Origin of the sequence: Paenibacillus sp. Cedars, assembly GCF_003184205.1 — a bacterium.
Lineage (GTDB): Bacteria > Bacillota > Bacilli > Paenibacillales > Paenibacillaceae > Paenibacillus_AQ > Paenibacillus_AQ glucanolyticus.
Genome location: NZ_CP020866.1, coordinates 5,046,592 through 5,068,193, shown reverse-complemented (window position 1 = coordinate 5,068,193; position 21,602 = coordinate 5,046,592). Strand labels below are relative to the sequence as shown.

The window sequence follows — 21,602 nt, the reverse complement described above, 5'->3', positions numbered from 1 at the left end:
TAAAAATGAGCAAAAATGATCATTACATGTGCATTTGATGCGTATTTATTATCGAGAGCATGTAAAGGTTTTCATTTCAATGAATTTTGTTCATTATTTGCTTGTCATGATAGCATCATTACATTTTCGTGAGGGGGATAGCTCTTGGCATCTATTGAATTTGTGAAAGTAAGCAAGTGGTTTGATCGTCAACCCGTCATTCAGAATTTGGATCTAACCATTGAGGATGGCAAATTCACCGTATTGGTAGGTCCGTCAGGGTGCGGGAAAACCACGCTCCTGCGGATGATTGCGGGCATTGACCCTCAAACCTCCGGTTCCGTTCTCATCGATGGCCAGGACGTTACACGGATTGCACCGGGTAAACGTGGCGTGGCCATGGTATTTCAGAACTATGCAATCTATCCGACCATGTCGGTCCGCGAAAATATCGAGTTCGGTCTTGTGAACAACAAGGTTCCCAAAGCGGAGCGGACACGTCTGGTAGAGACCATTGGAGAAACCGTCGGATTGAACGATTACCTGGACCGCAGGCCATCCACCTTGTCCGGCGGACAGCGGCAGCGGGTGGCTTTAGCCCGGGCGATGGTCAAGAACCCGTCGGTATTTCTAATGGATGAACCGCTGTCTAATCTGGATGCAAAACTGCGGGTTCAGATGCGGATTGAACTGATTGAGCTGCACAAGAAGCTCGGAACAACCTTTGTGTACGTGACCCATGATCAGGTAGAGGCGATGTCGATGGCCGATACCATCGTGCTTATGAACAAAGGCGTCATTCAGCAGGAGGCGCCGCCGGAGATAGTATACCGCAAGCCCAGCAATCGGTTTGCCGCACAGTTTATCGGGGTTCCTCCGATGAACATTGCGCCGCTTGGCAACGATAACACAACATTCGGCTTCCGTCCGGAGAGTGTCGTGGTTGGTACAGAGCCCGGCTCGTTTCATTATAAGGCTAAGGGTGAGATCATCACGCGTGAAATGCTGGGCGCCGAGACCATTTATCAGGTGAAAACGACGGAGGGTCAGGCATTCATGGTGAAGTGCCTGGAAGATGAGTTCCATGTGGATCAGGAGGTTTATCTCGGCGTGCCAGCCGATAAATTGTTTTTTTTCGGTGCAGACGAGAAGCGGGTCGAGGAGCAGGATGCTCGTTACCGGGAGTTCATGGAGCGGCTGAGAGGGCTGGTACATGGATAAGAAGCGAATATGGGAGGGGCTCAGACCTTATGTGCTGATCGCACCGGCGATGGCGGGCATTATGCTGTTCGTGATGTATCCGGTAGGGTATCTGATTTACTTAAGTTTGTTCAAATACAATCTGATGAACAAAGACAAGAGCAAGTTTGTCGGATGGGATAATTTCACTCAGATTCTGGGCCGCGGCGATTTCTACAAGGCGCTCTGGAACACCACCATCTATACAGCAGGCGTTGTGGTATTGACCATGCTGCTGTCTCTGCTGATTGCGGTATGGCTTAACAAAAAAAGCCGTTTCAACTCCGTCGTTCAGGCCGGGATTTTCACGCCTCATGTCGTATCCATCGTATCGATCTCGCTGGTGTGGCTGTGGCTGATGGAGCCGAATCAAGGTCTGCTTAATTATGTGTTTAAGCTGGTCGGGCTCCCGCCGTCTGCATGGCTGCAAAGCTCCAAGACAGCATTAATCTCGATCATTATCGTATCGGTCTGGCAGGCCATCGGCTACTACACGCTGATTATCGTAGCGGCCTTGCAGAGCATTTCGCCGAGCATTTATGAAGCGGCTGCGCTGGATAACGCCAGTAAGTTCAAGGTGTTTTATAAAATCACACTGCCGATGATTTCGCCACAGCTGTTTTTTATCCTGATCATCATGACGATTGGTTCCTTCAAGGTATTTGATACGGTTCAGGTGATGACAGGCGGTGGACCGAACAATGCAACAACCACGCTTGTGTACTACATATACGGCTTCCGAACGACCAATATCGGGTACTCGGCAGCAACCGGCGTTGTACTCATGGCGATTATCGGTCTGCTGACGTTCATCTATTTCCGGCTGCTGTCCAAGAAGGTTCACTATCAATAAAGGGCGCGTCCATGCAGAAAGGAGGCACAGTTTGAAGACCTTTGAATTAAAAACCGTATGGATCCTGCTCGGCTATGTACTGAAGGCTGCGGTTCTCATGATTTTTATCTTCCCGTTTCTGTGGATGATCTCCACCTCGCTCCAGACATTCCGGGAGACGATGACGTTTCCGCCGACCTGGATTCCGGCTTCGCCGCAATGGGGCAATTTCATGGAGGCCATGAATGCCGCCGGTCCTTTCCTGACCTATTTTAAGAACTCCGTTGTGGTTACGGGTTCCATCATCGTTCTGCAGTTCCTGATCATGATTCCGGCTGCATATGCCTTTGCCAAATACAAATTCCCTGGCAAAACCCTGCTGTTTGGCATGATTCTGCTGGCGTTCATGATTCCGGGACAGGTTACCTTCATTCCGGTGTATCTGATGATGGCGGACTGGGGCCTGGTAAAAACCTTGCTGCCGCAGATCATACCGTTCATCTCGAATGCCTTTGGCATCTTCCTGCTGCGGCAATATTTCATGCAGATCCCGGAAGAGATTATCGAAGCGGCCCGTCTTGATAACGCCAATGAATTCAAAATTATGCGGAAAATTATGATCCCCATGTCGAAGCCGGCACTTGCTACCATTGCGCTGTTCAGTTTTGTCAGTCACTGGAATGATTATTTCTGGCCGCTCGTCATGACGGATTCGGCTGCTGTCCGGCCGTTGACCTTGGGCATTGCCATGCTCCGGGAGACGGAGGGCATCAGCAACTGGCATATCATTATGGCCGGAAACGTCATTCTGGTGGTGCCTATCCTGCTTGTGTATTTGTTTTGCTCGAAGCATATCGTGAAGGCATTTGTTTATTCAGGCATTAAATAATTACAGGAAATGACAGGTTTATACAAATCATAATCGAATAATTAAATGGAGGAATGAATCGAATGAAATCCAAATGGTATTCACTGCTATCCGTCATCCTGCTGTTCAGTTTGCTTGCCGCGTGCAGTGGAGGAGGTTCCGGGGAGACTGGCGAAGCGCCGGGAGGCGGGGGCACCGAAGCTCCGTCCGGTGATAAGGGGAAGACCACGGTTCAGTTCTGGCACTCGCTCGGAGGCAAGAACGGGGAGTACATGGACGCGCTTATTCAGCGCTTCAATGCATCCCATGAAGATATTGAAGTTGTCGGCACGTTCCAGGGAAGTTATGACGAGACGGTTACCAAGCTCCAGCAGGCGATTGCCTCCGGTACCGGTCCCGATGTCAGCATGCTGGAGCGCGCCTACGTTCAGATGTTCGCCGATTCGGAGGTGCTGGAGGATCTGACGCCTTATCTTGAAGGCTCCGGCATCAGTGTCGATGATTTCACGCCGGGGCTGATGGGGCACTCCACCTTCAATGATCAATTGGTGTCACTGCCGCTTAACCGTTCCACCCCGATTTTGCATGTGAATAAAACGCTGCTGGATGAGCTGGGGCTGCAAATTCCGACCACGTGGGAGGAGATGAAGGAAGTCGCAAATGCGCTGGTTGTCAAAGAAGGCAGCGAGTATAAACGTTACGGAGTTACGATGCCTTATGACACCTGGTATCCCATTGCCATGATCTCGCAGGCGGGCGGCACCTTTTTCAATGATGACCATTCGTCGATAGGATTCGGCGATAACGGAGCCGGCACCAAAATGTTTGCATACCTTAAAGACCTGCAAAGCACGGGCGCACTGTATTATCCGCCGGCACAGGATTCCGGCAACATTGTGAACAGCATGTTTGTGGAAGGCAAGGTCGGCATGATGTATCAATCCACGGGGTCGATCGGCGGGCTGTCCAGCACGGTGGATTTTGATTACGTGACGGCATTCCTGCCGAAGGACGAAGTGTACGCGAATCCGACCGGGGGCGCGAATGTGACAATGCTCTCTTCTTCCAAGAACAAGGAAGCGGCGTGGGAGTTCATCCGGTGGATGGAGATGGAGGAGGAAGGCGGTCTGGAATTTATTTTGCAATCGGGATACCTGCCCTTCACGAAGAAGATGGTGGAGTCGGAGAAGATGCAAGCGCTGTGGGCCAAAGAACCGAATCGCAAAGTCGCCTATGATCAGCTGGAATTTGCCGTAGATACCAATAAGGATGTGGCATGGCCAGAAATTATGCATGAGTTCTTCTCGGCTATTGAAGCGATTATGTACGATAGCAAGGATATTCCGGCTACGCTGGATACCTTCAAGAAAGAGACGGAGCGGATTCTCGCCCAATAACAATCGGTAAAGGAGTGCAGGACATATGATCGAACGACTACAGGAACCATCCTGTATGATGGTGGCTGCACATCGCGGGTACAAAGCAGCTTATCCGGAAAATACGCTGCTGGCCTTTCGCAAGGCGCTTGAATTAGGTGTGGATATGCTGGAATTTGATCTCCGGCTATCACAGGACCATGAAGTGGTGGTCATCCATGATGCAACCGTTCAGCGTACGACGAGCGGTTCGGGCGCGGTTCGGGATTTTACCCTGGAGGAGCTGAAGTCTCTGGATGCGGGAGGCTGGTTCGCACATGAGTTTGAAGGGTTGAAAATTCCGACGCTTGGAGAGCTCTGCGATCTGCTCAAGGAATATCCTGAGGTATTGTGCAACATTGAGATTAAGCCAAGTCCCGACGCCATAGAGGCTGCTGATCGGGCCGTTGCCATACTGGGCCGATACGGATACCTGCCACGCTGTGTATTCACCTGCTTCGATGCAGAAGTTCTGACCTATATTCACGATACGTATGGTCTGAAGACGCAAGGGTTCCTCGGCGAGAAAATGTCCCATTTTGTCTCTGGCGAAGCAGGAACCTATACCAGGATGTGGGCGATCGGTGTGGAGATGTCGCTGCTTACACCAGCGCTTGTTGCCCGGTTCCAGGAACAGGGGCTGTTAGTCTGGAGCTATTGCCCGGACGAAGAGGAGGGTGTCAGGTACTCGCTGGAGTGTGGAGTTACAGGCATGACCTGCAACGACCCGCTCCCGGCCCTGGCGGTTACAGGCAAGAAGGACACCCTGATATGACCGATCTATTATCGAACATCCGAAGCTTGGCGGCAGGTTTGCCGGTCCATCAGCATGCAAATCTGGATGAAGTGGATTCTGTCCGGATTCAAGCCGGAGCCCTACGCGAGGTCGCCGGTTATCTAGAGACGAAGCAATGGACGGTGGTCGTGATAGTGGTTGATGGCAATACCTATGATGCGGCTGGCCAGTCGTTGGAGAGACTGCTCACGAAATCCGCTATTCAGGTCCAGGTTACCAAGCTTTCTTCGGATCAGAAGGGGGATGTCATCGCAGATGAACCCTCCCTGATCCAGGTCATACTGGATATCCAGCAGAGCAGGGCGAAGGCTGTGCTTGCAGTTGGCGGAGGGACGATCCACGATATTAGCCGGTACGCGGCTTATACCACTGGGATTCCATTCCTCTCGATACCAACGGCCGCGTCAGTGGATGGTTTCAATTCCAAGGGAGCTCCCATCATGATCCGGGGACAGAAGAAAACCATACCGGCTATTGGGCCAAGTGCGATTTTTGCCGACGTCGATATTCTCATGTCTGCTCCCACCGAGCTTACCGCAGCTGGCTTTGGCGATATGCTGGGCAAGTATACGTCCCTGTTCGACTGGAAGTTTGGAAGCCTGGTGGCAGAGGAGCCATATTTGCAGCTTTCGGCGGACATTACGAAATTCGCGCTCAGCCAATGTGTGAGTGGGGTGGAACAGATTGCCCGGCGGAGCGAGGAGGGGGTGTGCACCTTAATGGGCGCACTCATTGAATCCGGCCTGGCTATGCTGCTGTTCGGTCAATCCCATCCGGCTTCGGGTGCTGAACATCATCTGTCCCACTACTGGGAGATGGAGTTCATCCGGCTCGGGGAGAAGCAGCTGCTGCACGGGGCTAAGGTAGGCGCTGCCAGTATTGAAATCTCGAAGCTGTATCACCGCCTCGGTGAGCAGAAACTCGGGATCGTCCCTAATGCTGCCACAGACGTTGATTCTATGGCGGAGCGCATCTCCCGTCATTGGGATGATATCAGCGAAGGGATTAAAGGGATCCCGGAACCGTCCGAGCTTGGCGATCTGATGTCAATGGTGGGCGGCCCAGCAGCCGTGTCGGAGCTCCCGATCCAGAGCGAGCTGCTGATGCGGAGCCTGCGTGAAGCCCACAAGGTTCGGTACAGCCGGTACACACTTCTTCGTGCATACAATGAACAGGATGTTTTATTCGTGGATTAAGTAAGGCTGCGAACGTTGTTAAAGAAGTAAAAGGCTGTTCCTCATAGCAGATTAATCTGCTTTGAAGGAACAGCCTTTTTTGCTCATCTGGGAAATTTATTCCGCTTGTTCTTCGCCGGGTGAAGGCCAGCCGCCCCAGAGACTGACGGTATTTCCATCCGGATCGGTGAGGCTGAAGCTGTAGCCGCCATCCGGAATATATTTCATATCGCTGACGGCTACCTTTTTATTTTGCAGGTCCTGGTATACCTCGTGAATTTCATTCACCTGCAATTGAACGATGGATTGAAGATTGCCTTGTGAATCCGTAAATTCCAGCCGAGGAACATCTTCTGTCTGCACAAGACCGAACCCGGCATCGCCAATGCAGAGCCAGGCCGCAGGATCTCCCGGGGTAAAAGGGAAGGTCAGCGTAACGCCGAGCACATCCTGGTACCACTTTAGCGATCGCTCTACATTTTTTACAGGCCACTGAATTACAGCTATCCGGTGGGGGGTTGCTGCCATTGATTATACACTCCTTTTTTGATAGTTCTATCCTGAGGACTTCGCTATATATGCGATCTCAATTAAATTAAACGGAAGAAGAGGGTGCATAAGAAACGGGGTCCCAAAAAATTTCTGTTGTCATGGTAAGTAGATGACCGTCCGGATCACGGAAGGTAAAAAGAAGCCTCTCCCCGGCACGCTGCACCCGCTGCAGCTGAATACGCCGAGATTGCATGGACAGATAGGCGTTGGCAATGGCGTACGGATTGGCAGATTGAAAGCCGCGTATCAAGGATTCCATCCATTCCAAAGTGTCACGGCTCTCCTGATTCCGCTCGGATGGCAGGGCGTAACCATGAATTTCTCCGCTTGCCCGAATTCCCTTCAACCGTTTACGGGCCCGTTTCAATGCTTCTTTCACGGCTCCCTCGGTGCTTTGTATCAGTTGGGCAGCTTCCCTGGCCGTATACGAGAAAATGTCGATCAGAATGATCAATACCGTCTGATGTGCCGTGAGTTGGGCTGCGAGCAGCTCCAGCGTCTCCCTTACCAAGAAGCGGCTCTCATGATATTCCCGATCATTGCCGGCATCGGGCAGCAGAACGGGTTTCCCGGTGTGCTTACGGTAGGAATCGATCCACGTATTCCGCGCTATCCGATACAGATAGGCTTTGGTGATGGGCCGGTCAGGGGACTGCTCAAGGGCTTTGTGAATTTTGATTAAGGATTCTTGCTCGATGTCCTCTGCATCCCACTTGGACCCTGATGCAAGCTGCATGCAGTAACGCCGGAGGTCCGGGAGGTAAGAGGATATGGCTTCAGAGAATGGGGATGACAAATCGGGATCACTCCTATCAGGTTCCCTATACATTCCATAACCTGTAGGCCATTTCCTGCTGGGCAGACAAGGGGACAAGGCCTCCACGGCGATGGGTCTACGGGGCCACACGTGAGGGAGCGGACGTTTACCAACCAAGCAATAAGGGTAGTAAATAGATATGGGCATTGACCTAAATTACATCAGGATAGGAAGTGGGGGCAGACCATGAAGCTTGGTAAATATATCGCTGCATGTTTGTTGACTGTATTGGTGCTGACCGCTTGCGGAGCTAAAGAGGAATCCGGACGGGTACAGGTAGAGTTTTTTCAGAATAAACCTGAGGCGAAGGGCTCTTTTGATGCACTGATTGAGAAGTTTAATTCATCCCAATCCGAGATTAAGGTGGTACAGGTAAATCCGCCGGATGCAGAGACGGTGCTTAAGACGAGAGTTGTCAAGAATGACATTCCTGACATTATCGGCATGGGTGCAACGGATACCTATTCATTGCTGGCACAGAGCGGCATCTTTATGAATTTGACAGATAACCCGCTGCTGAGTCAGGTGGATGAGACTTATGTTCAGATGCTGAAAGACGTAGCGGGCATGGACGAGGTTACGGGCATTCCATATTCCACGAACGCTAACGGCGTAATGTACAATACGGAAATTTTTAAAGAACTGGGACTTAGCGTTCCGAAGACATGGGATGAGTTATTGGCTACAGCACAGAAGGCCAAGGATGCTGGCAAAATCCCGTTCTATCTTACCTATAAAGACGATTGGCAGACGGTGCTTCCGTTCAATGCGCTGGCGTCCAACCTGGAAGGCATCGAATTTTATATGGAGCGGCGGGAAGGCACTGTAACCTTTGCCGACAAATACCAAGAGATTGCAGAGAAGCAGCTGGCGCTGATGGATTATGGTCATGGGGATAACTTCGGCAAGAATTATGCAGATGGTAACCGGGAGTTCGCCAGAGGTGAATCCGCCATGTACATCCAAGGGACCTGGGCGATTCCGGAGATTCGGAAAGCCAATCCGGATGCACCGATCGGCTTCTTTCCGCTGCCGACCGGCAACAATCCGGAAGAGAACAAGCTGATTTCGGGAGTGGACACCCTGCTGGCTATATCCGAGGATTCGAAGCATAAAGAGGAGGCCCAGCAGTTCATTCAATTTCTGTTGGAGCCTGAAAATAGCAAGCAATATATAACGGAGCAAACACTGTTCTCCACCGTTGAGGGTGTAACGCAGGACGATCCTGCCGTTGCAGAGCTGCTGCCTTACCTGGAGCGGGGGCAAGTGATAGACTTTGCCGACCATTACATACCTGCCGCAGTGCAGCTGAACTCGGTTATCCAGTCCTTTTTACAGAACCGGGACATTGATGGGTATTTGAAGAAACTGGACACCGAATGGGACAAGGTAGCAGACAGGCGCTAACAGTTGCAGCACGAGAGAATGAAGTGCGGCAACATGAGAAGAAGGGCTCCATAATGAAGAGACGGAGGAACGTTGCCATGTTGCAGTACGATCATTCCCCGGTAAGCTTCTCAAGCGAGTTTTCTGTGACATACACGATATCCAAGATGCACTGAGGAGGACCCAACATGAACAAGCGGCTTATGCCTTACTATTTGATGACCGTGCCTGCGGTGATACTGTTCTTCGTATTTCTGACACTGCCGGCACTGCAAGGGGTGTATTACTCCTTCACGAACTGGAACGGATTTGGGGACAACTTCGATTTCATCGGATTCAAGAATTATGCGAACCTGTTTAAGGACAGCAACGTGGGCAATGCGTACTGGTTCACATTTAAATTCGCGGTGGTAGTAACGATCCTCATCAATATCTTCAGCCTGCTGATTGCCATGGGGCTTAATGCCAAAATCAAGGCGAGGAATTTCTTCAGAGGCATCTACTTCCTGCCGAATATTCTGAGTGTGCTGATTGTAGGCTACATATTCAATTACCTGTTCTCGAATGTATTCACCATTTGGGGACAAAACCTGGGGATCGAGTGGCTGTCCACCAATATTCTGGGCAGCGAGCAGCATGCCTGGATTGGTATCGTAGTCGTAGCGGTATGGCAGGGTATTGCCTATAACACGATTCTGTATCTGGCCGGGCTGCAGACTATTCCCCATACGCTGTACGAGGCTTCCAATCTGGATGGAGCCAACCGCTGGCAGGAGTTTTGGAGGATTACGTTCCCGCTGATTGCACCGTTCTTTACGATTAACATGGTGCTTGCGATGAAGAATTCCCTGATGGTGTTTGACCAGATCGTTGCCCTCACCAACGGGGGGCCGGGACGGGCGACACAGTCCATCTCCCATCTGATCTACACCGGCGGCTTCGAGGGAGGGGAGTTTGCCTATCAATCGGCTAACTCCGTGATCTATTTCATTCTGATTGCCACGATCTCGATCGTGCAAATCCGATTCCTGCAGAGAAGGGAGGGGGAGATGTAATGCGGACCAAAACCAATTGGACGGTGATGATTCTCATCACACTGGGTACCATCCTCATCCTGTTCCCGCTGTACATGACAATCACTATTGCGCTCAAAACGCCGGAGGACATGCTTACCTCCCTGTTCGGTTTGCCGAAGGAGCTTCATTTCGAGAATTTTACCAATGCGATACGAATGACCAATTTCTTCAATGCGCTGGGCAATAGCGCGATGGTAACAACGGCAACGGTGGTGCTGACGCTATTGACCAATTCACTTGTGGCGTATGCCATCGCTCGCAATATGAATCGTAGATTCTTCAAGGGACTGTACTTCTATTTCATCAGCGCGATGTTCATTCCGTTCCCGATCATCATGCTGCCGCTGGTCAAATTGACGGCCGGGCTCCATATGACCAATCTGGTCGGGCTTACGATCCTGCATACCGTATATGCTTTGGCATTTAACGTATTTGTGTATGTGGGTTACATCAAATCCATTCCGGTTGCCTTGGAGGAAGCGGCCAGAGTGGACGGCACATCGACTTGGGGAACGTTCTGGAGAATCATATTCCCGATCATGGCACCGATCAATGCAACGGTAGGGATTCTGATCTGCCTCTCCACCTATAATGACTTCCTGCTGCCGCTGATCATCATCAGCGATACGAATTCCTACACGCTGCCGCTGGTGCAGTATATATTCCAAGGGCAGTTCAATACGGACTTCAATCTGGCCTTTGCTTCGTATCTGATGGCGATGCTGCCGATGATTATCATCTATCTGTTCGCGCAGAAGTGGATCATCAACGGCATTACGCAGGGTGCCGTAAAATAATGAGTGAAGAATAGACGAAGACAAATGAAAAGCTGTACTCTGCGCGATTCGAGATGCGCGGAGTACAGCTTTTTGCTGCGGCAAGATGTGTGATGTATGCTATAAACCCATATTCATGCGCTTTACCGCATCCGGGTCCTCGATGATCGAGCAATCGGAGTTGAATATCATCGTTGAGCGCGACGCTGGCTCATAAGTCGGCCACGGCAGTCCCTCCGTATCCGGTGAGCCGCCCCGTGCGAAGGCAATCCATGCATCCTGCATCCGGTCGGACAAGGCCTGCGTTTGAGCATCCACCTGAACGCCGATATTCCGGAACAGCGCCAGCGTATTGAATACAAATGGAATTTCGAGTGCATGCATCGCTTTTCCGAGAATCGGGTGATTCGGCAGTGTCCAGTCGAATCGGTACATCCATACCGGTGCATGTCCGATCTGAGCTGAAGCGAACTGCAGGGCCGAACGCCAGAAATACAGGTCGGTCATAATCTGGGCATGTCCGTCAATGGTATAAGGGTAATCCTTGGTAAGGGGAGCCGCATCGGGGATCCCGGTCATCCGTTCAACGACGTGGACCAGATCTCTCTCCTTCACCAGGGGCATGTCCGGCCGGAAGAACAAAGCGCCTTCATCGAGATTCGTTCCGATCAGGATGGGTACATCCTTGGCCGAGCCTTCCTGAACAGCTTGCAGCGGATCCTGGGGGAGTGTGTCCGGGTCCAGGACGGGCTGGAAGAGCATGCTTACACCAGGACCCACCCGCTTCTTCAGCCGTTCCCCGGCTTCGAATATTTGCTCTCCGGTGAGGGATTCCAACCGATGCATCTCTGCTCGCGGGATATCAAGCTCCTTCAATAAACCTGCCGTAATCATCTGTGCCTCTTCCGATGTGATAACTTGGGCAGCACCGCTTTCCATGATGGCCCGGTGGAACAGCCCCTTTGCCGCAGGCATGGCCAGCAGGGCGGCAATGCTCATGCTGCCGGCTGACTCGCCGAATACTGTAACCCGATCCGGGTCTCCACCGAAGCCGCCAATATTGTCCTGCACCCACTGCAAAGCTGCGATTTGGTCCAACAAGCCGGTGTTGGAGGCATAAGATTCACCGAACGGAGCCAGATGAAGAAATCCGAGAGGGCCCAGGCGGTAATTAATGGTAACCATAATAACGCTGCCGCGGAGAACGAAGGCCGAACCGTCATAGCTTGGCAAACTGCCAGAGCCGGTGACAAACGTGCCGCCATGAATCCATACCATGACTGGCAGCGGCTCAGCAGGAGCGTTCCGGGGTGCCCACACATTGAGGTAAAGGCAATCTTCCGACACGGTCTTGGTTACGCCTCCTCCAAGCATGCTTGATGTGGATTCCAACGGCTGGAGGCACATGGGGCTGAAGGCGGTGGTGTCTTTTATCCCGTCCCAAGGCTCGGGAGCTGCGGGGGCACGGAACCGAAGCGGTCCAATCGGGGGCTTCGCATACGGAATGCCTTTCCAAACACGCACTCCGTTTTCCAAAATGCCTTGAATACGCCCGTCTTTCGTCTGTACGACAAGTTCTGACATGTTCTCTCTACACCCTTTCTCTCTATTGTGCTGGATTGGAACGCATCCCAATTTCGAATTTGCAGCGCTAAGGGATGTTATTATTACTACTACTTACTATATACACTTTACCAAGTTAGCGGCATAAGTTCAAAAAAGCACGAATCCTGAAAAACAGGCAGGAATGTCATGTCACATGAAGAATGTAAACAGGGTGGAAAGTATTCGCGGATCGTGGATACGGCATCACCTATTGATTCAGGTCATTATAGGCATACTGGAGGGATAAGCATGAACATAGCGATATTGGGCTGTGGAACGATGGGGACGGCCTATGCGCATAATTTGGCGAAAATGCCGGGCGTAACAGTAACGGGCGTGGTCGATCTGAACGCCGAACGGGCTGAGCAGGCTGCTGCCTTGACCGGGGCGAAGGCATACACGGATGTAGATTCGCTGTTGGAGCAAAAAGATTTGGAAACGGTTGCGGTGTGTCTGCCCACCTATCTCCATAAACCGTTTGTACTGAAGTTGGCGGAAAAAGGGCTGCACGTCATCTGCGAAAAACCGGCAGCTTTAACGCTGGAGGATGCACAGGAGATGAAGGCGGCCTGCGAAAAGCACGGAGTCCGTTTGTTTATCGGACATGTCGTCCGATTCTTTCCGAACTATCAGGATGCTTATCGGAAGGCCCACTCCGGTCATATCGGAACGCCGAAGATGGCTCACTTTAAGCGGTACGGGTCCTATCCGCAGGGCATGGATTTATGGTATAACGACCCGGGCAAAAGCGGCGGCGTTATCATGGATCTCATGATTCATGACATCGATTTCGCCTGCTGGCTGTTCGGGGAGGTGGAGTCGGTATATGCTTCCATCGTTAAACGGGCCGAGCCCGAGATGGAGTACGCCCAGCTGACGCTTCATTTTAAGAATAGCTCAATTGCGAGTTTAACCGGCTACTGGGGGTATCCCGGACCGTTTACGACACAGTTCGAGATTTCAGGAGATCAAGGAATCATCAGATTCGATAGCAATCAGGTGCAGTCCCTGGACATTAAACGGGTAAGCGCAGAGGCAGGGGATGGAGCAGCGGTACAGGTTCCCGCAAGTCCAAGCCTCCATGACCCTTATTATAAAGAGGTATTGCATTTCATCGAGTGTATCCGTGACGGCAGCGAGCCGCTCGTAAGCATCAAGGATGCTTGTTATGCTGTTCAAATCGCTCAAGCAGCGGAGCAATCGGCTCAGACCGGACAGCCCGTGACGATCGGAGGGACGGTTTCATGAAGAAAGTAAAAGTAGGATTCATCAGCTTCGCCCATATGCATGCAGCAAGTTATTTGTTGGGCATGCTGAAGCGGGATGATGTCGAGGTAGTCGGAATCGCGGATGAAGACGCGGAACGCGTGCGACCATATTCCGTGGATCGAGGGATTCGGTACTATGCGGATTATAACGAGCTGCTGGCAGAGGAACTGGATGCCGTCGTGATCTGTTCGGAAAATTCGCGTCATGCGGAAATCACCAAGCACGCTGCTGCAGCGGGCAAGCATGTCCTGTGCGAGAAGCCTTTAGGATTGTCTGAATCGGAGATGCTGGAGATGATCCAAGTGTGCCAGGGTAACGGTGTTCAGCTTATGACCGCTTTTCCTTGCCGTTACATTACGTCCGTACGTCAGGCCAAGGAAGCGATTGACGCCGGCCAGATCGGCGATATTCTGGCCATGAAGGGGACCAACCGGGGCAGCATGCCCGGGGGCTGGTTTATTGAACGGGACAAATCGGGTGGGGGAGCCGTATTGGACCATACCGTCCATGTCATGGATCTGATGCACTGGTTTACCGGCAGCAAAGCAGAGGAAGTCTATGCCCATGCGGAGACCCTGTTCAATGACACGGAGATTGATGATGCAGGCATGGTGCACGTCAAATTCTCGAATGGCGTTGTAGCCGTGCTGGACCCGAGCTGGTCCCGTAACCGCACCTTCCCGACCTGGGGAGATGTGACACTTGAGATTATTGGCACCAAGGGTGTGCTGAACATCGATTCCTTCGCCCAGAAGAACGACGTGTACAGCGATGTGACAGGTAAGGCCGCATGGAGCTTCTGGGGCGACGATATGGACGAAGGTCTTGTGAACAGCTTTGTGGAAAGCATCCGCGACGGCAAACCGGTTGAAATAACCGGTGAGGACGGTTACTACTCTGCCCGTGTCGCCATTGCAGCGTACGAGTCCGCAAGCACCAAGCGCACCGTCCAGCTGAAGGCGCAGGGGTAATATGGTTTGTAGATAGGGCCGTGCCTTTGTTCACGGCGCAGTCTTTGGCGCTATAAGGAGTCATTCCATTATCAGGACCGGAGTGACTTGAATAAATCGTTAAATAAGCCCCTTCGAAACGTATATTCGAAGGGGTTTGTTATGTTGGCAAAAAAGATCAAAACCGCGCCGGTTCCTTTTGGTATCCTTATAAACAAAGGAGGGCTTAACCTTGAGTACCCAGCTAATCATCCAAAAGAGCATAGCGTACATGGAGCAGCATCTGGAGGAGCAGCTGACCCTCGCAGATATTGCATCTCATGCCGGTTTTTCTCCATATCACTTCCACCGTTTGTTTCGGAAGGAGGTCGGTATGAATATCGCGGATTACCTTAGAAAACGAAGGCTTTGTTATGCGGCGCAGCTTCTGCTGCACTCCGAGGCTGCGATCATCGACATCTCCTTTCACTGCCATTTCGAGAGCCAGGAGTCTTTTACGAGAGCCTTCAAGAAATTGTACGGCATGCCCCCGGGACGTTATCGGAAAATCTTCGCGGCGCACGCTCACCATTCCATTTTTGAACAAGGAGATGATTCTATGCAGCAGCAACAGTCTCAGTCCGCATTAAAGGGCTGGTTCCTGAGCGGAAGCCATCCTCAGGATTATGAAATCGGCATCGACCGGACCACCGTCCATCAAGGAAGCACTTCGGGCTATCTTAAAGCTGTCACACCCATGGACATGGGTGCTTTTGCGACCATGATGCAGCAGTTTAAAGCCGGTAAATTCGTCGGCAAACGGATGCGATTCTCCGGTTTTGTCAAAACCGAGAACGTCAAGGAATATTGCGGGCTGTGGATGCGTGTCGACAGCCATTCAGAGGATGTGCTTCAATTCGACAATATGAACGATCGGCGCATTGTTGGCAGCACGAACTGGAATCACTATGCGATCGTGCTGGACGTGCCAGAAGATAGTGCCACGATCTCGATCGGTGTGCTGCTGATGGGAGCAGGTCAGGTATGGGTGGACAGCTTCCGCTTTGAAGAGGTGGATCGGAGTGTACCAACGACCAACCTCGAGGTTCAATACGAGATGCTGGAGGAGCCCGCCAATTTATCGTTTGAAGAGTGAAGCGAGGCTGACCAGCGTGAATTCATGTTAGATCCTTGAGATCAGAAACAGAAGCCTTCCCGAAGGGGAAGGTTTGTTCTTTTTGATGGATGATGGGGATGGGGGACAAGCGTAGCCGTTATTCGGAGTGTGCAATCATGATGATAGGAGTTGGCACACCGGGAGTGTACAGGCAGTTATGTAGCTTGTGCAAGGAGAGTAGTGCGGTAAACGGTACAGGAGCAGTGCGAGGAGCTGGAGCTGTACAGGGGACGATAATGAACGAGGCACAATTGGGGGGGCACAATATGGCCTTGTATGGGGAAACAGCCTGTTGTTATAGGAAAAATTAAAATCGTGAATCGCTAGCGGACACAGAGTACCTTATTTGGTGGAAACTAGGCATTTTCGCAAAGGTTACGGACAAGAGATCCGCTATTCCCCGAAAATGAGCAGTTGTTGAGCATAATTTTGTATAATAACGGCTCTGGTGTCCGCTCATTTTAAAAATGAGTCGATTTTTCGAAAATAACGGCTCTCTGGTCCGGAACAGCCTCCGTTGTTAGCCTTGCAATACTCCATCTCCATACCTTCGTCCACAGTAACGCATTAGGCACAGTACGCATTAGGCACAGTAACGCATTAGGAATCACGGTTATCAGTAATCAAGGGTCAAGGTGTTCGAATAGAGGAACCCAATAACTCGTGGGAACCTGGCAGCTGAAATAACAAAAGGCAGGGCAAGATTTTTAGATCTTGACCTGCCTTTTTACTCTAAAAGGAGCACCACTCACATGAATCAGCGAAGCGAACGAATCGATTCCGGAACAGCGGAGTGGTCACCTTTGTCCCGGATTTCTTCGTATGATGAATCATATCAGCAATCCGGGGAACTACAGTAGTTGGAGCAACGGTATGTCTGCTAAGCGTCTCCACAGTCTAACGGGTTCATAGAGACTCATTATTAGAGACTCAAACGCAGAGACTTACCAATCACCCACAAATCACCCACAGAGTTACCCAACTTACTTACAGATACAGCACCAACGCAATTACAGCAGCGAGCACGATCCGATAGATCGCAAACGGTACCAGCTTGATCCGGTTAATCAGCTTCAGGAAGAAGCGGATGGAGATCAGAGCGAATACGAAGGCCGCTACAAATCCGGCGATGAAGAACGGAAGGGCCTCCAGGGTGAAGTATTCCCAGTTCTTCAGCAGCGACAGGAAGCTGGCCCCGAACATAATCGGTACAGCCATGATGAAGGTAAAGTCCGCTGCCGCGCGGTGACTCATGCCGAGCATGACGCCCCCGGAGATGGTGGAGCCGGAGCGTGAGAAGCCCGGCCAGAGCGACAGACACTGGATCAGTCCGACGCTGAAGGCCTGCCTGTACGTAATTTGGTCGACGGACACAACCTTCGGCTCTTTTTTCGAGCTGACTTTGTCGGCAACGATCATAAAAATGGCCCCGATCACAAGTCCGATAAGCACTGTTTCGGTAGAGAATAAATGTTCATCGATGAAATCTTCGAACAATACGCCGAGGATACCCGCAGGAATCAAGCCTACGATAACCTGGCTGAGTTTCAGTCTGCCTGTATCAGCCGGAGCGCCAGCTTCAGGCTTTTTGCGCTTAAGTCCCAAGAGGTCCAGGAAACGGTCTTTAAACACAACGATGACCGCCAGGATGGAGCCAAGCTGAATGACAACCTTGAATGTGTTAGCTACGTATTTCGTCAGAAACTCCTCGGATTTAAGCCACATGTCGTCAACGATGATCATATGACCGGTTGAGGATACAGGAGCGAACTCGGTCAGTCCCTCGACGATTCCCAGAATAATTGCTTTGAGGATGGTTAAAAAATCCATGACCTACAGCCTCTCCCTTACATGATAATATAAAATGTTAAACCGTAATGATGTTAATGATGTATGGCATGAAATAACCTGAGCAATGGGTGATCGAATGTGCGACAAGTGCGTGCCCAGGCGTGGATCAAAACGACCGAATGTAGGATTGAATGCGTAACCCATGAGTGTATCAAAACGACCGAGTGCGTGATCAAATGCGTGTGACCCAATGCGATCGAACGCGAATGCCAACCGAACGCGTGACCCATGCGTGGAACAAAACGACCGAATGCATGATCAATTACGCGACCCATGCGTGCGAACTGCGCGCCAAACGCCTGACTAATATTTTGCCGAATAAGTGATCCATGCGACCAAATACGTAATCACCAACGTCTGATCAATTCGCACTCAAACACGAGCCCAATCGGATCTCATGGTCATTTCATGTCGTAATCCCAAGTTGACGTTATGCGGATTTTCTCCGCTTGCGGAAGAAAAAGAACAAAAACGCAATAACTGCCACAGCAATTACAGCATAAGCGATATAGGAGTAGACGTCCATGAAGGCCACGATATTCTCCCATGAATCGCCGACGGCGGCTCCAACGGACACCAGGATGATGTTCCAGATCAAGGTCCCGATGGTGGTGAAGAGCAGGAACATGCCGAACTTCATGTTGGACATGCCCGCCGGGATGGAGATCAAGCTCCGGATCAGCGGGATCATGCGGCAGAACAGCACCGTCCAGTAGCCGTATTTATCAAACCACGCATCCGCTTTGCGGATGTCTTCTTTTTTCACGCGGAGGATATGTCCCCAGCGATCCACAATCTTCTCAAGCCGCTCGACATCGAGCAGACGGCCAATGCCGTACAGAATAACCGCACCGACCACAGAGCCGATCGTAGCGGCAATAATGACGCCGGGCACCGTCAATTTCGTATAGGTTGTCATGAATCCGCCGAAGGTAAGAATGACCTCGGAGGGGATCGGAGGAAACACGTTTTCCAGAGCAATCATGAACAGAATGCCGATGTAGCCGAATTGCTCCATAATATCCGTAATCCAGTTTTCCAAAAGTTACACCTCTTTCAAAAGATAAGGACGGCTCTTCCACCCTTTATATAAGTGACTGCTTCAGCTTGCGCAGATATTGACTGCGGATGAAGAAGAAGTACAGGACCTGCATCATCAGGAAACTGATCAGCACAATCCCCATCTCAGCTGCAATGGATAGATAGAAGTAGCTCTGCAGCGCAATAAACGCAAAGATGCTGTGCACAATCGCAAGGCCAATCGGCACAAAAAACAGCAGCGCCAGCTGTCCGGTTACGATTCGCCGGAACTCCTTATCGGTCATCCCGAGCCGGGATATCGTGGCATAATGCCTGCGGTCATAATCCAGGTCGGCATAGAGTCGGAAATACAGGAAACTGCCTGCCGCAATAAAAAACACCGTGCCCACAAGCAGTGCCGCGAAGAGCAGCATATTATACAGGCTGTCCCGCAGGGCAAACAGCGTGCCGCTGACCGCCAGCGCGTAAGGCTGGCCCATCTCATAACGTACGGCCCCTCGCGGCGCGAGATGGGGAACGATGCCTTCCGTTTTCGTGAAATCATCCACGTAAAAGCCGGTGTACCGTTCCTGTCGTACCGGGTCCGTGATGGCGGCGAAGGTCGCATCACGGACGACAAGCCCGCCGAAGCGGGAATCGTCATCCATCTCCGGCAGCAAATATTCCGGCACACCAACATGATCGGAATAACCGATTTCGTGCACCCTGATTCCGGAATCCTGAAGCTGGTAAGAGGCGTGCTCCCGGTTGCGGGTATAGGCTCTGTCATTTTGAGAAGCAATCAGAACAAGCGCATCTTCGCCCCGAAGCGGCTGTTCGTCGAACGGCAGCCCCGCCATCAGCACCGCTGCCTTGTAGTCGGAGAAGGATATCAAGGCTAACGGATTCTCCACAGGCTGATCCAGAGCGGAGGCCGATGTGGCTTCCGTATATTTAACGCGAAACGATAGCGTTTCAAACGGTATTTTTTTAGATTCAAGCTCCTGCTTGATTTCATTCAAATGCTGTTTCTCGAAGGTATCACCTGCTTTGGCAAGATAGCCGATGGCGGCAGGATAATCCTCGTTGAATTGTTTCGTAAGCACCGGGATGGAGGCAAATACGCCAACCGAGCAAAAAGACACGGCCAGCACGATGGTCACCATCGAGAACATCTGGGCGTGATCCCTGAGCCGATACTGCAGGCTCGAAAGCGAGATGAGTTTGGTTCGCCTCCAGGTTAACCTGCGGCTCCGCTTCAGCCTGCGAACGAGAGCAACCCCGAGCTGAGAATAGATCAGATAGGTGCCGATTATCGTCATTATGGTTACCGGGAACATGCGCAGCTCGAGGGTTGAGGCCGTTGTCGTGGCCGCCAGGCTGTAGCTGACGATCAGCAGGACAGCGGCCAGTGCCGATAGCCATGGTGATGTCTCGGGTGCGGTTTTCGGACGTTGCCCGGATTGAAACAATTCGATTAACGCTTTGGGCCGAATCAGCCAGGATGTGCACAGCGAGATAATGATGAACAGCAGTACATAACTTGCAACGGTCAGCCCAAGCGCGCGCAGCGGCAATCGAAACGGCAGGGGCGGAATGCCAAGGAATGCCGAACCGGCCATCAGGAACAGCTTGCCTGTAATGATGCCGAATACGATACCCGTTGCTATGGCGCTTAAGCCGATGATCATATTTTCGAGAAACACCATCTTGTTAAACTGGCGGTCTGTCATCCCGTGCATGAACAGAATGCCGAACTCGCGTTTGCGTGTCTTGAGAAAAGCCCCGACGGAATACAGCACGAAGAAGAACGAGAACACATACATAATCAGCTCTGCTCCGACCATGGCCTGAATTACAACCGGATAGAACATCTCATTTGCAATGGCAGGATGGAACAGGAACAAAGCACAGACAAAGAAAATCATGACGGAGAATGCGCTGCTTAGGAAATAGGCTGCATAGGTCCGCTTATTCCTCAGGACATTCCTAAAAGCGAATTGTCGAAAGGTCATGACTTCCCCCTCCCAGCAGAGCCAGCATATCGATGATTTTCTGGAAAAAGGCTTGCCGGTTGTCGCCGCAATACATTTCATTATATAGTTGTCCGTCCTTAATGAACAAGACGCGATCACAGTAACTGGCTGCTACCGGATCATGAGTGACCATGAGGATCGTTGCAGAAGCCTCTTTGCTTGAGGCAGAGAGCGTCTGCATGACCTCTTTGGAAGCCCTGGAGTCCAGATTGCCCGTGGGCTCGTCGGCAAGAATCAGGGAGGGCTCCTGAATGAGCGCTCTGGCAATGGCCGTTCGCTGCATCTGCCCGCCGGAGATCTCATATGTGTGTTTGTTCAGAATGGACTCGATGCCGAGTTGGTTGGCAATCCGGCCCAGCCTGCTGTCCATTTCACCTAGAGCCATACCTTCCAGCGTTAGCGGAAGAACGATATTTTCCTCAACTGTCAGCGTATCCAGCAGATTGAAATGCTGGAAGACAAAACCCAGATCCCGACGCCGGAACAGAGCGGTGTCACTTCTGCTGAGAAGATGAGGGTTGCGTCCATTGATGATAACTTCGCCCGCGGTGGGCTGATCAATGGTGGCAATCAGATTGAGGAGCGTGGTTTTCCCGCTGCCCGAAGGACCCATAATGCCGACAAATTCCCCTTGGGTGACGTTGAAGTGAATGTTGCTCAGCGCTTGAAACGCCACTTTGCCCTCGTAGATTTTGGATAGATGCTTGACGCTCAGGATGGGCATATCTTCACTCCTCTAATACGATGGTATCATTGTAAAATAATTGACCGCGTCCATGCCATGTTCGTAACTTACAGTTACCT

Annotated in this window: 19 protein-coding genes; 12 read left to right on the top strand and 7 right to left on the bottom strand. The window is 51.5% G+C overall.

What is annotated here, in order from left to right; all coding sequences use genetic code 11:
- Window positions 1–144: 144 nt before the first annotated feature.
- The 6 genes from B9D94_RS24885 to B9D94_RS24860 all read left to right on the top strand — a co-directional run bounded on the left by B9D94_RS24885 (window position 145) and on the right by B9D94_RS24860 (window position 6,325).
- The gene (locus B9D94_RS24885; RefSeq protein ID WP_148248235.1) at window positions 145–1,200 is read left to right on the top strand and encodes an ABC transporter ATP-binding protein; all 1,056 of its coding nucleotides are present in this window, start codon (window positions 145–147) and stop codon (window positions 1,198–1,200) included.
- Window positions 1,193–2,071 (top strand): carbohydrate ABC transporter permease, encoded by an 879-nt coding sequence (locus B9D94_RS24880; protein WP_006208128.1) that lies wholly within the window; start codon window positions 1,193–1,195, stop codon window positions 2,069–2,071. The genes B9D94_RS24885 and B9D94_RS24880 overlap by 8 nt, the downstream gene beginning before the upstream one ends.
- 31 nt (window positions 2,072–2,102) lie before the next feature.
- The gene (locus B9D94_RS24875; protein WP_148248233.1) at window positions 2,103–2,939 is read left to right on the top strand and encodes a carbohydrate ABC transporter permease; all 837 of its coding nucleotides are present in this window, start codon (window positions 2,103–2,105) and stop codon (window positions 2,937–2,939) included.
- A 62-nt stretch (window positions 2,940–3,001) separates the two neighbouring features.
- On the top strand, window positions 3,002–4,315 hold the full coding sequence (locus B9D94_RS24870) for an ABC transporter substrate-binding protein (RefSeq protein ID WP_036638676.1): 1,314 nt from the start codon (window positions 3,002–3,004) through the stop codon (window positions 4,313–4,315).
- Window positions 4,316–4,340: 25 nt separating this feature from the next.
- Entirely contained in the window at window positions 4,341–5,108 is a 768-nt protein-coding gene (locus tag B9D94_RS24865; RefSeq protein ID WP_036638677.1) for a glycerophosphodiester phosphodiesterase family protein, read from the top strand.
- Entirely contained in the window at window positions 5,105–6,325 is a 1,221-nt protein-coding gene (locus B9D94_RS24860; RefSeq protein WP_148248231.1) for a sn-glycerol-1-phosphate dehydrogenase, read from the top strand. Before B9D94_RS24865 ends, B9D94_RS24860 begins: the two co-directional genes overlap by 4 nt.
- A gap of 96 nt (window positions 6,326–6,421) precedes the next feature.
- On the opposite strand, the gene B9D94_RS24855 is transcribed toward B9D94_RS24860, so the two are convergent.
- Both B9D94_RS24855 and B9D94_RS24850 read right to left on the bottom strand, forming a co-directional pair.
- The gene (locus tag B9D94_RS24855) at window positions 6,422–6,832 is read right to left on the bottom strand and encodes a VOC family protein (protein WP_036638681.1); all 411 of its coding nucleotides are present in this window, start codon (window positions 6,830–6,832) and stop codon (window positions 6,422–6,424) included.
- 67 nt (window positions 6,833–6,899) lie between these two features.
- On the bottom strand, window positions 6,900–7,652 hold the full coding sequence (locus B9D94_RS24850) for an RNA polymerase sigma factor (RefSeq protein ID WP_036638683.1): 753 nt from the start codon (window positions 7,650–7,652) through the stop codon (window positions 6,900–6,902).
- Between the two features lie 207 nt (window positions 7,653–7,859).
- Here B9D94_RS24850 and B9D94_RS24845 point away from each other — a divergent pair, with 207 nt between their 5' ends.
- From B9D94_RS24845 to B9D94_RS24835, 3 genes are all read left to right on the top strand, one after another.
- Window positions 7,860–9,080 carry an ABC transporter substrate-binding protein gene (locus B9D94_RS24845; RefSeq protein WP_006208137.1) on the top strand — a complete coding sequence of 407 codons (1,221 nt, stop codon included), beginning with the start codon at window positions 7,860–7,862 and terminating at the stop codon, window positions 9,078–9,080.
- 167 nt (window positions 9,081–9,247) lie between these two features.
- A complete protein-coding gene (locus tag B9D94_RS24840) occupies window positions 9,248–10,114 on the top strand; it encodes a carbohydrate ABC transporter permease (protein WP_006208138.1) in 867 nt (288 codons plus the stop codon).
- A complete protein-coding gene (locus tag B9D94_RS24835) occupies window positions 10,114–10,932 on the top strand; it encodes a carbohydrate ABC transporter permease (RefSeq protein WP_006208139.1) in 819 nt (272 codons plus the stop codon). Before B9D94_RS24840 ends, B9D94_RS24835 begins: the two co-directional genes overlap by 1 nt.
- 99 nt (window positions 10,933–11,031) lie before the next feature.
- Here B9D94_RS24835 and B9D94_RS24830 read toward each other — a convergent pair whose 3' ends face one another.
- Window positions 11,032–12,495 (bottom strand): carboxylesterase/lipase family protein, encoded by a 1,464-nt coding sequence (locus B9D94_RS24830; protein ID WP_063478544.1) that lies wholly within the window; start codon window positions 12,493–12,495, stop codon window positions 11,032–11,034.
- Between the two features lie 270 nt (window positions 12,496–12,765).
- Here B9D94_RS24830 and B9D94_RS24825 point away from each other — a divergent pair, with 270 nt between their 5' ends.
- From B9D94_RS24825 to B9D94_RS24815, 3 genes are all read left to right on the top strand, one after another.
- Window positions 12,766–13,764, top strand: a complete 999-nt coding sequence (locus B9D94_RS24825) for a Gfo/Idh/MocA family protein (protein ID WP_148248229.1) — start codon at window positions 12,766–12,768, stop codon at window positions 13,762–13,764.
- Window positions 13,761–14,756: a Gfo/Idh/MocA family protein gene (locus B9D94_RS24820; RefSeq protein ID WP_148248226.1), complete on the top strand. Its 996-nt coding sequence runs from the start codon at window positions 13,761–13,763 to the stop codon at window positions 14,754–14,756. Before B9D94_RS24825 ends, B9D94_RS24820 begins: the two co-directional genes overlap by 4 nt.
- A gap of 211 nt (window positions 14,757–14,967) precedes the next feature.
- Window positions 14,968–15,870, top strand: coding sequence for a helix-turn-helix domain-containing protein (locus tag B9D94_RS24815; protein ID WP_006208142.1), 903 nt, complete (start codon window positions 14,968–14,970; stop codon window positions 15,868–15,870).
- Between the two features lie 1,008 nt (window positions 15,871–16,878).
- Here the strand turns inward: B9D94_RS24815 and B9D94_RS24810 are convergent.
- From B9D94_RS24810 to B9D94_RS24795, 4 genes are all read right to left on the bottom strand, one after another.
- The gene (locus tag B9D94_RS24810; RefSeq protein ID WP_006208144.1) at window positions 16,879–17,721 is read right to left on the bottom strand and encodes an undecaprenyl-diphosphate phosphatase; all 843 of its coding nucleotides are present in this window, start codon (window positions 17,719–17,721) and stop codon (window positions 16,879–16,881) included.
- Between the two features lie 451 nt (window positions 17,722–18,172).
- Window positions 18,173–18,784, bottom strand: a complete 612-nt coding sequence (locus B9D94_RS24805; RefSeq protein ID WP_148248224.1) for a DedA family protein — start codon at window positions 18,782–18,784, stop codon at window positions 18,173–18,175.
- 43 nt (window positions 18,785–18,827) lie between these two features.
- Window positions 18,828–20,777 carry an ABC transporter permease gene (locus B9D94_RS24800; RefSeq protein ID WP_036638701.1) on the bottom strand — a complete coding sequence of 650 codons (1,950 nt, stop codon included), beginning with the start codon at window positions 20,775–20,777 and terminating at the stop codon, window positions 18,828–18,830.
- On the bottom strand, window positions 20,752–21,522 hold the full coding sequence (locus B9D94_RS24795; protein ID WP_036638703.1) for an ABC transporter ATP-binding protein: 771 nt from the start codon (window positions 21,520–21,522) through the stop codon (window positions 20,752–20,754). The genes B9D94_RS24800 and B9D94_RS24795 overlap by 26 nt, the downstream gene beginning before the upstream one ends.
- Window positions 21,523–21,602 lie beyond the last annotated feature (80 nt).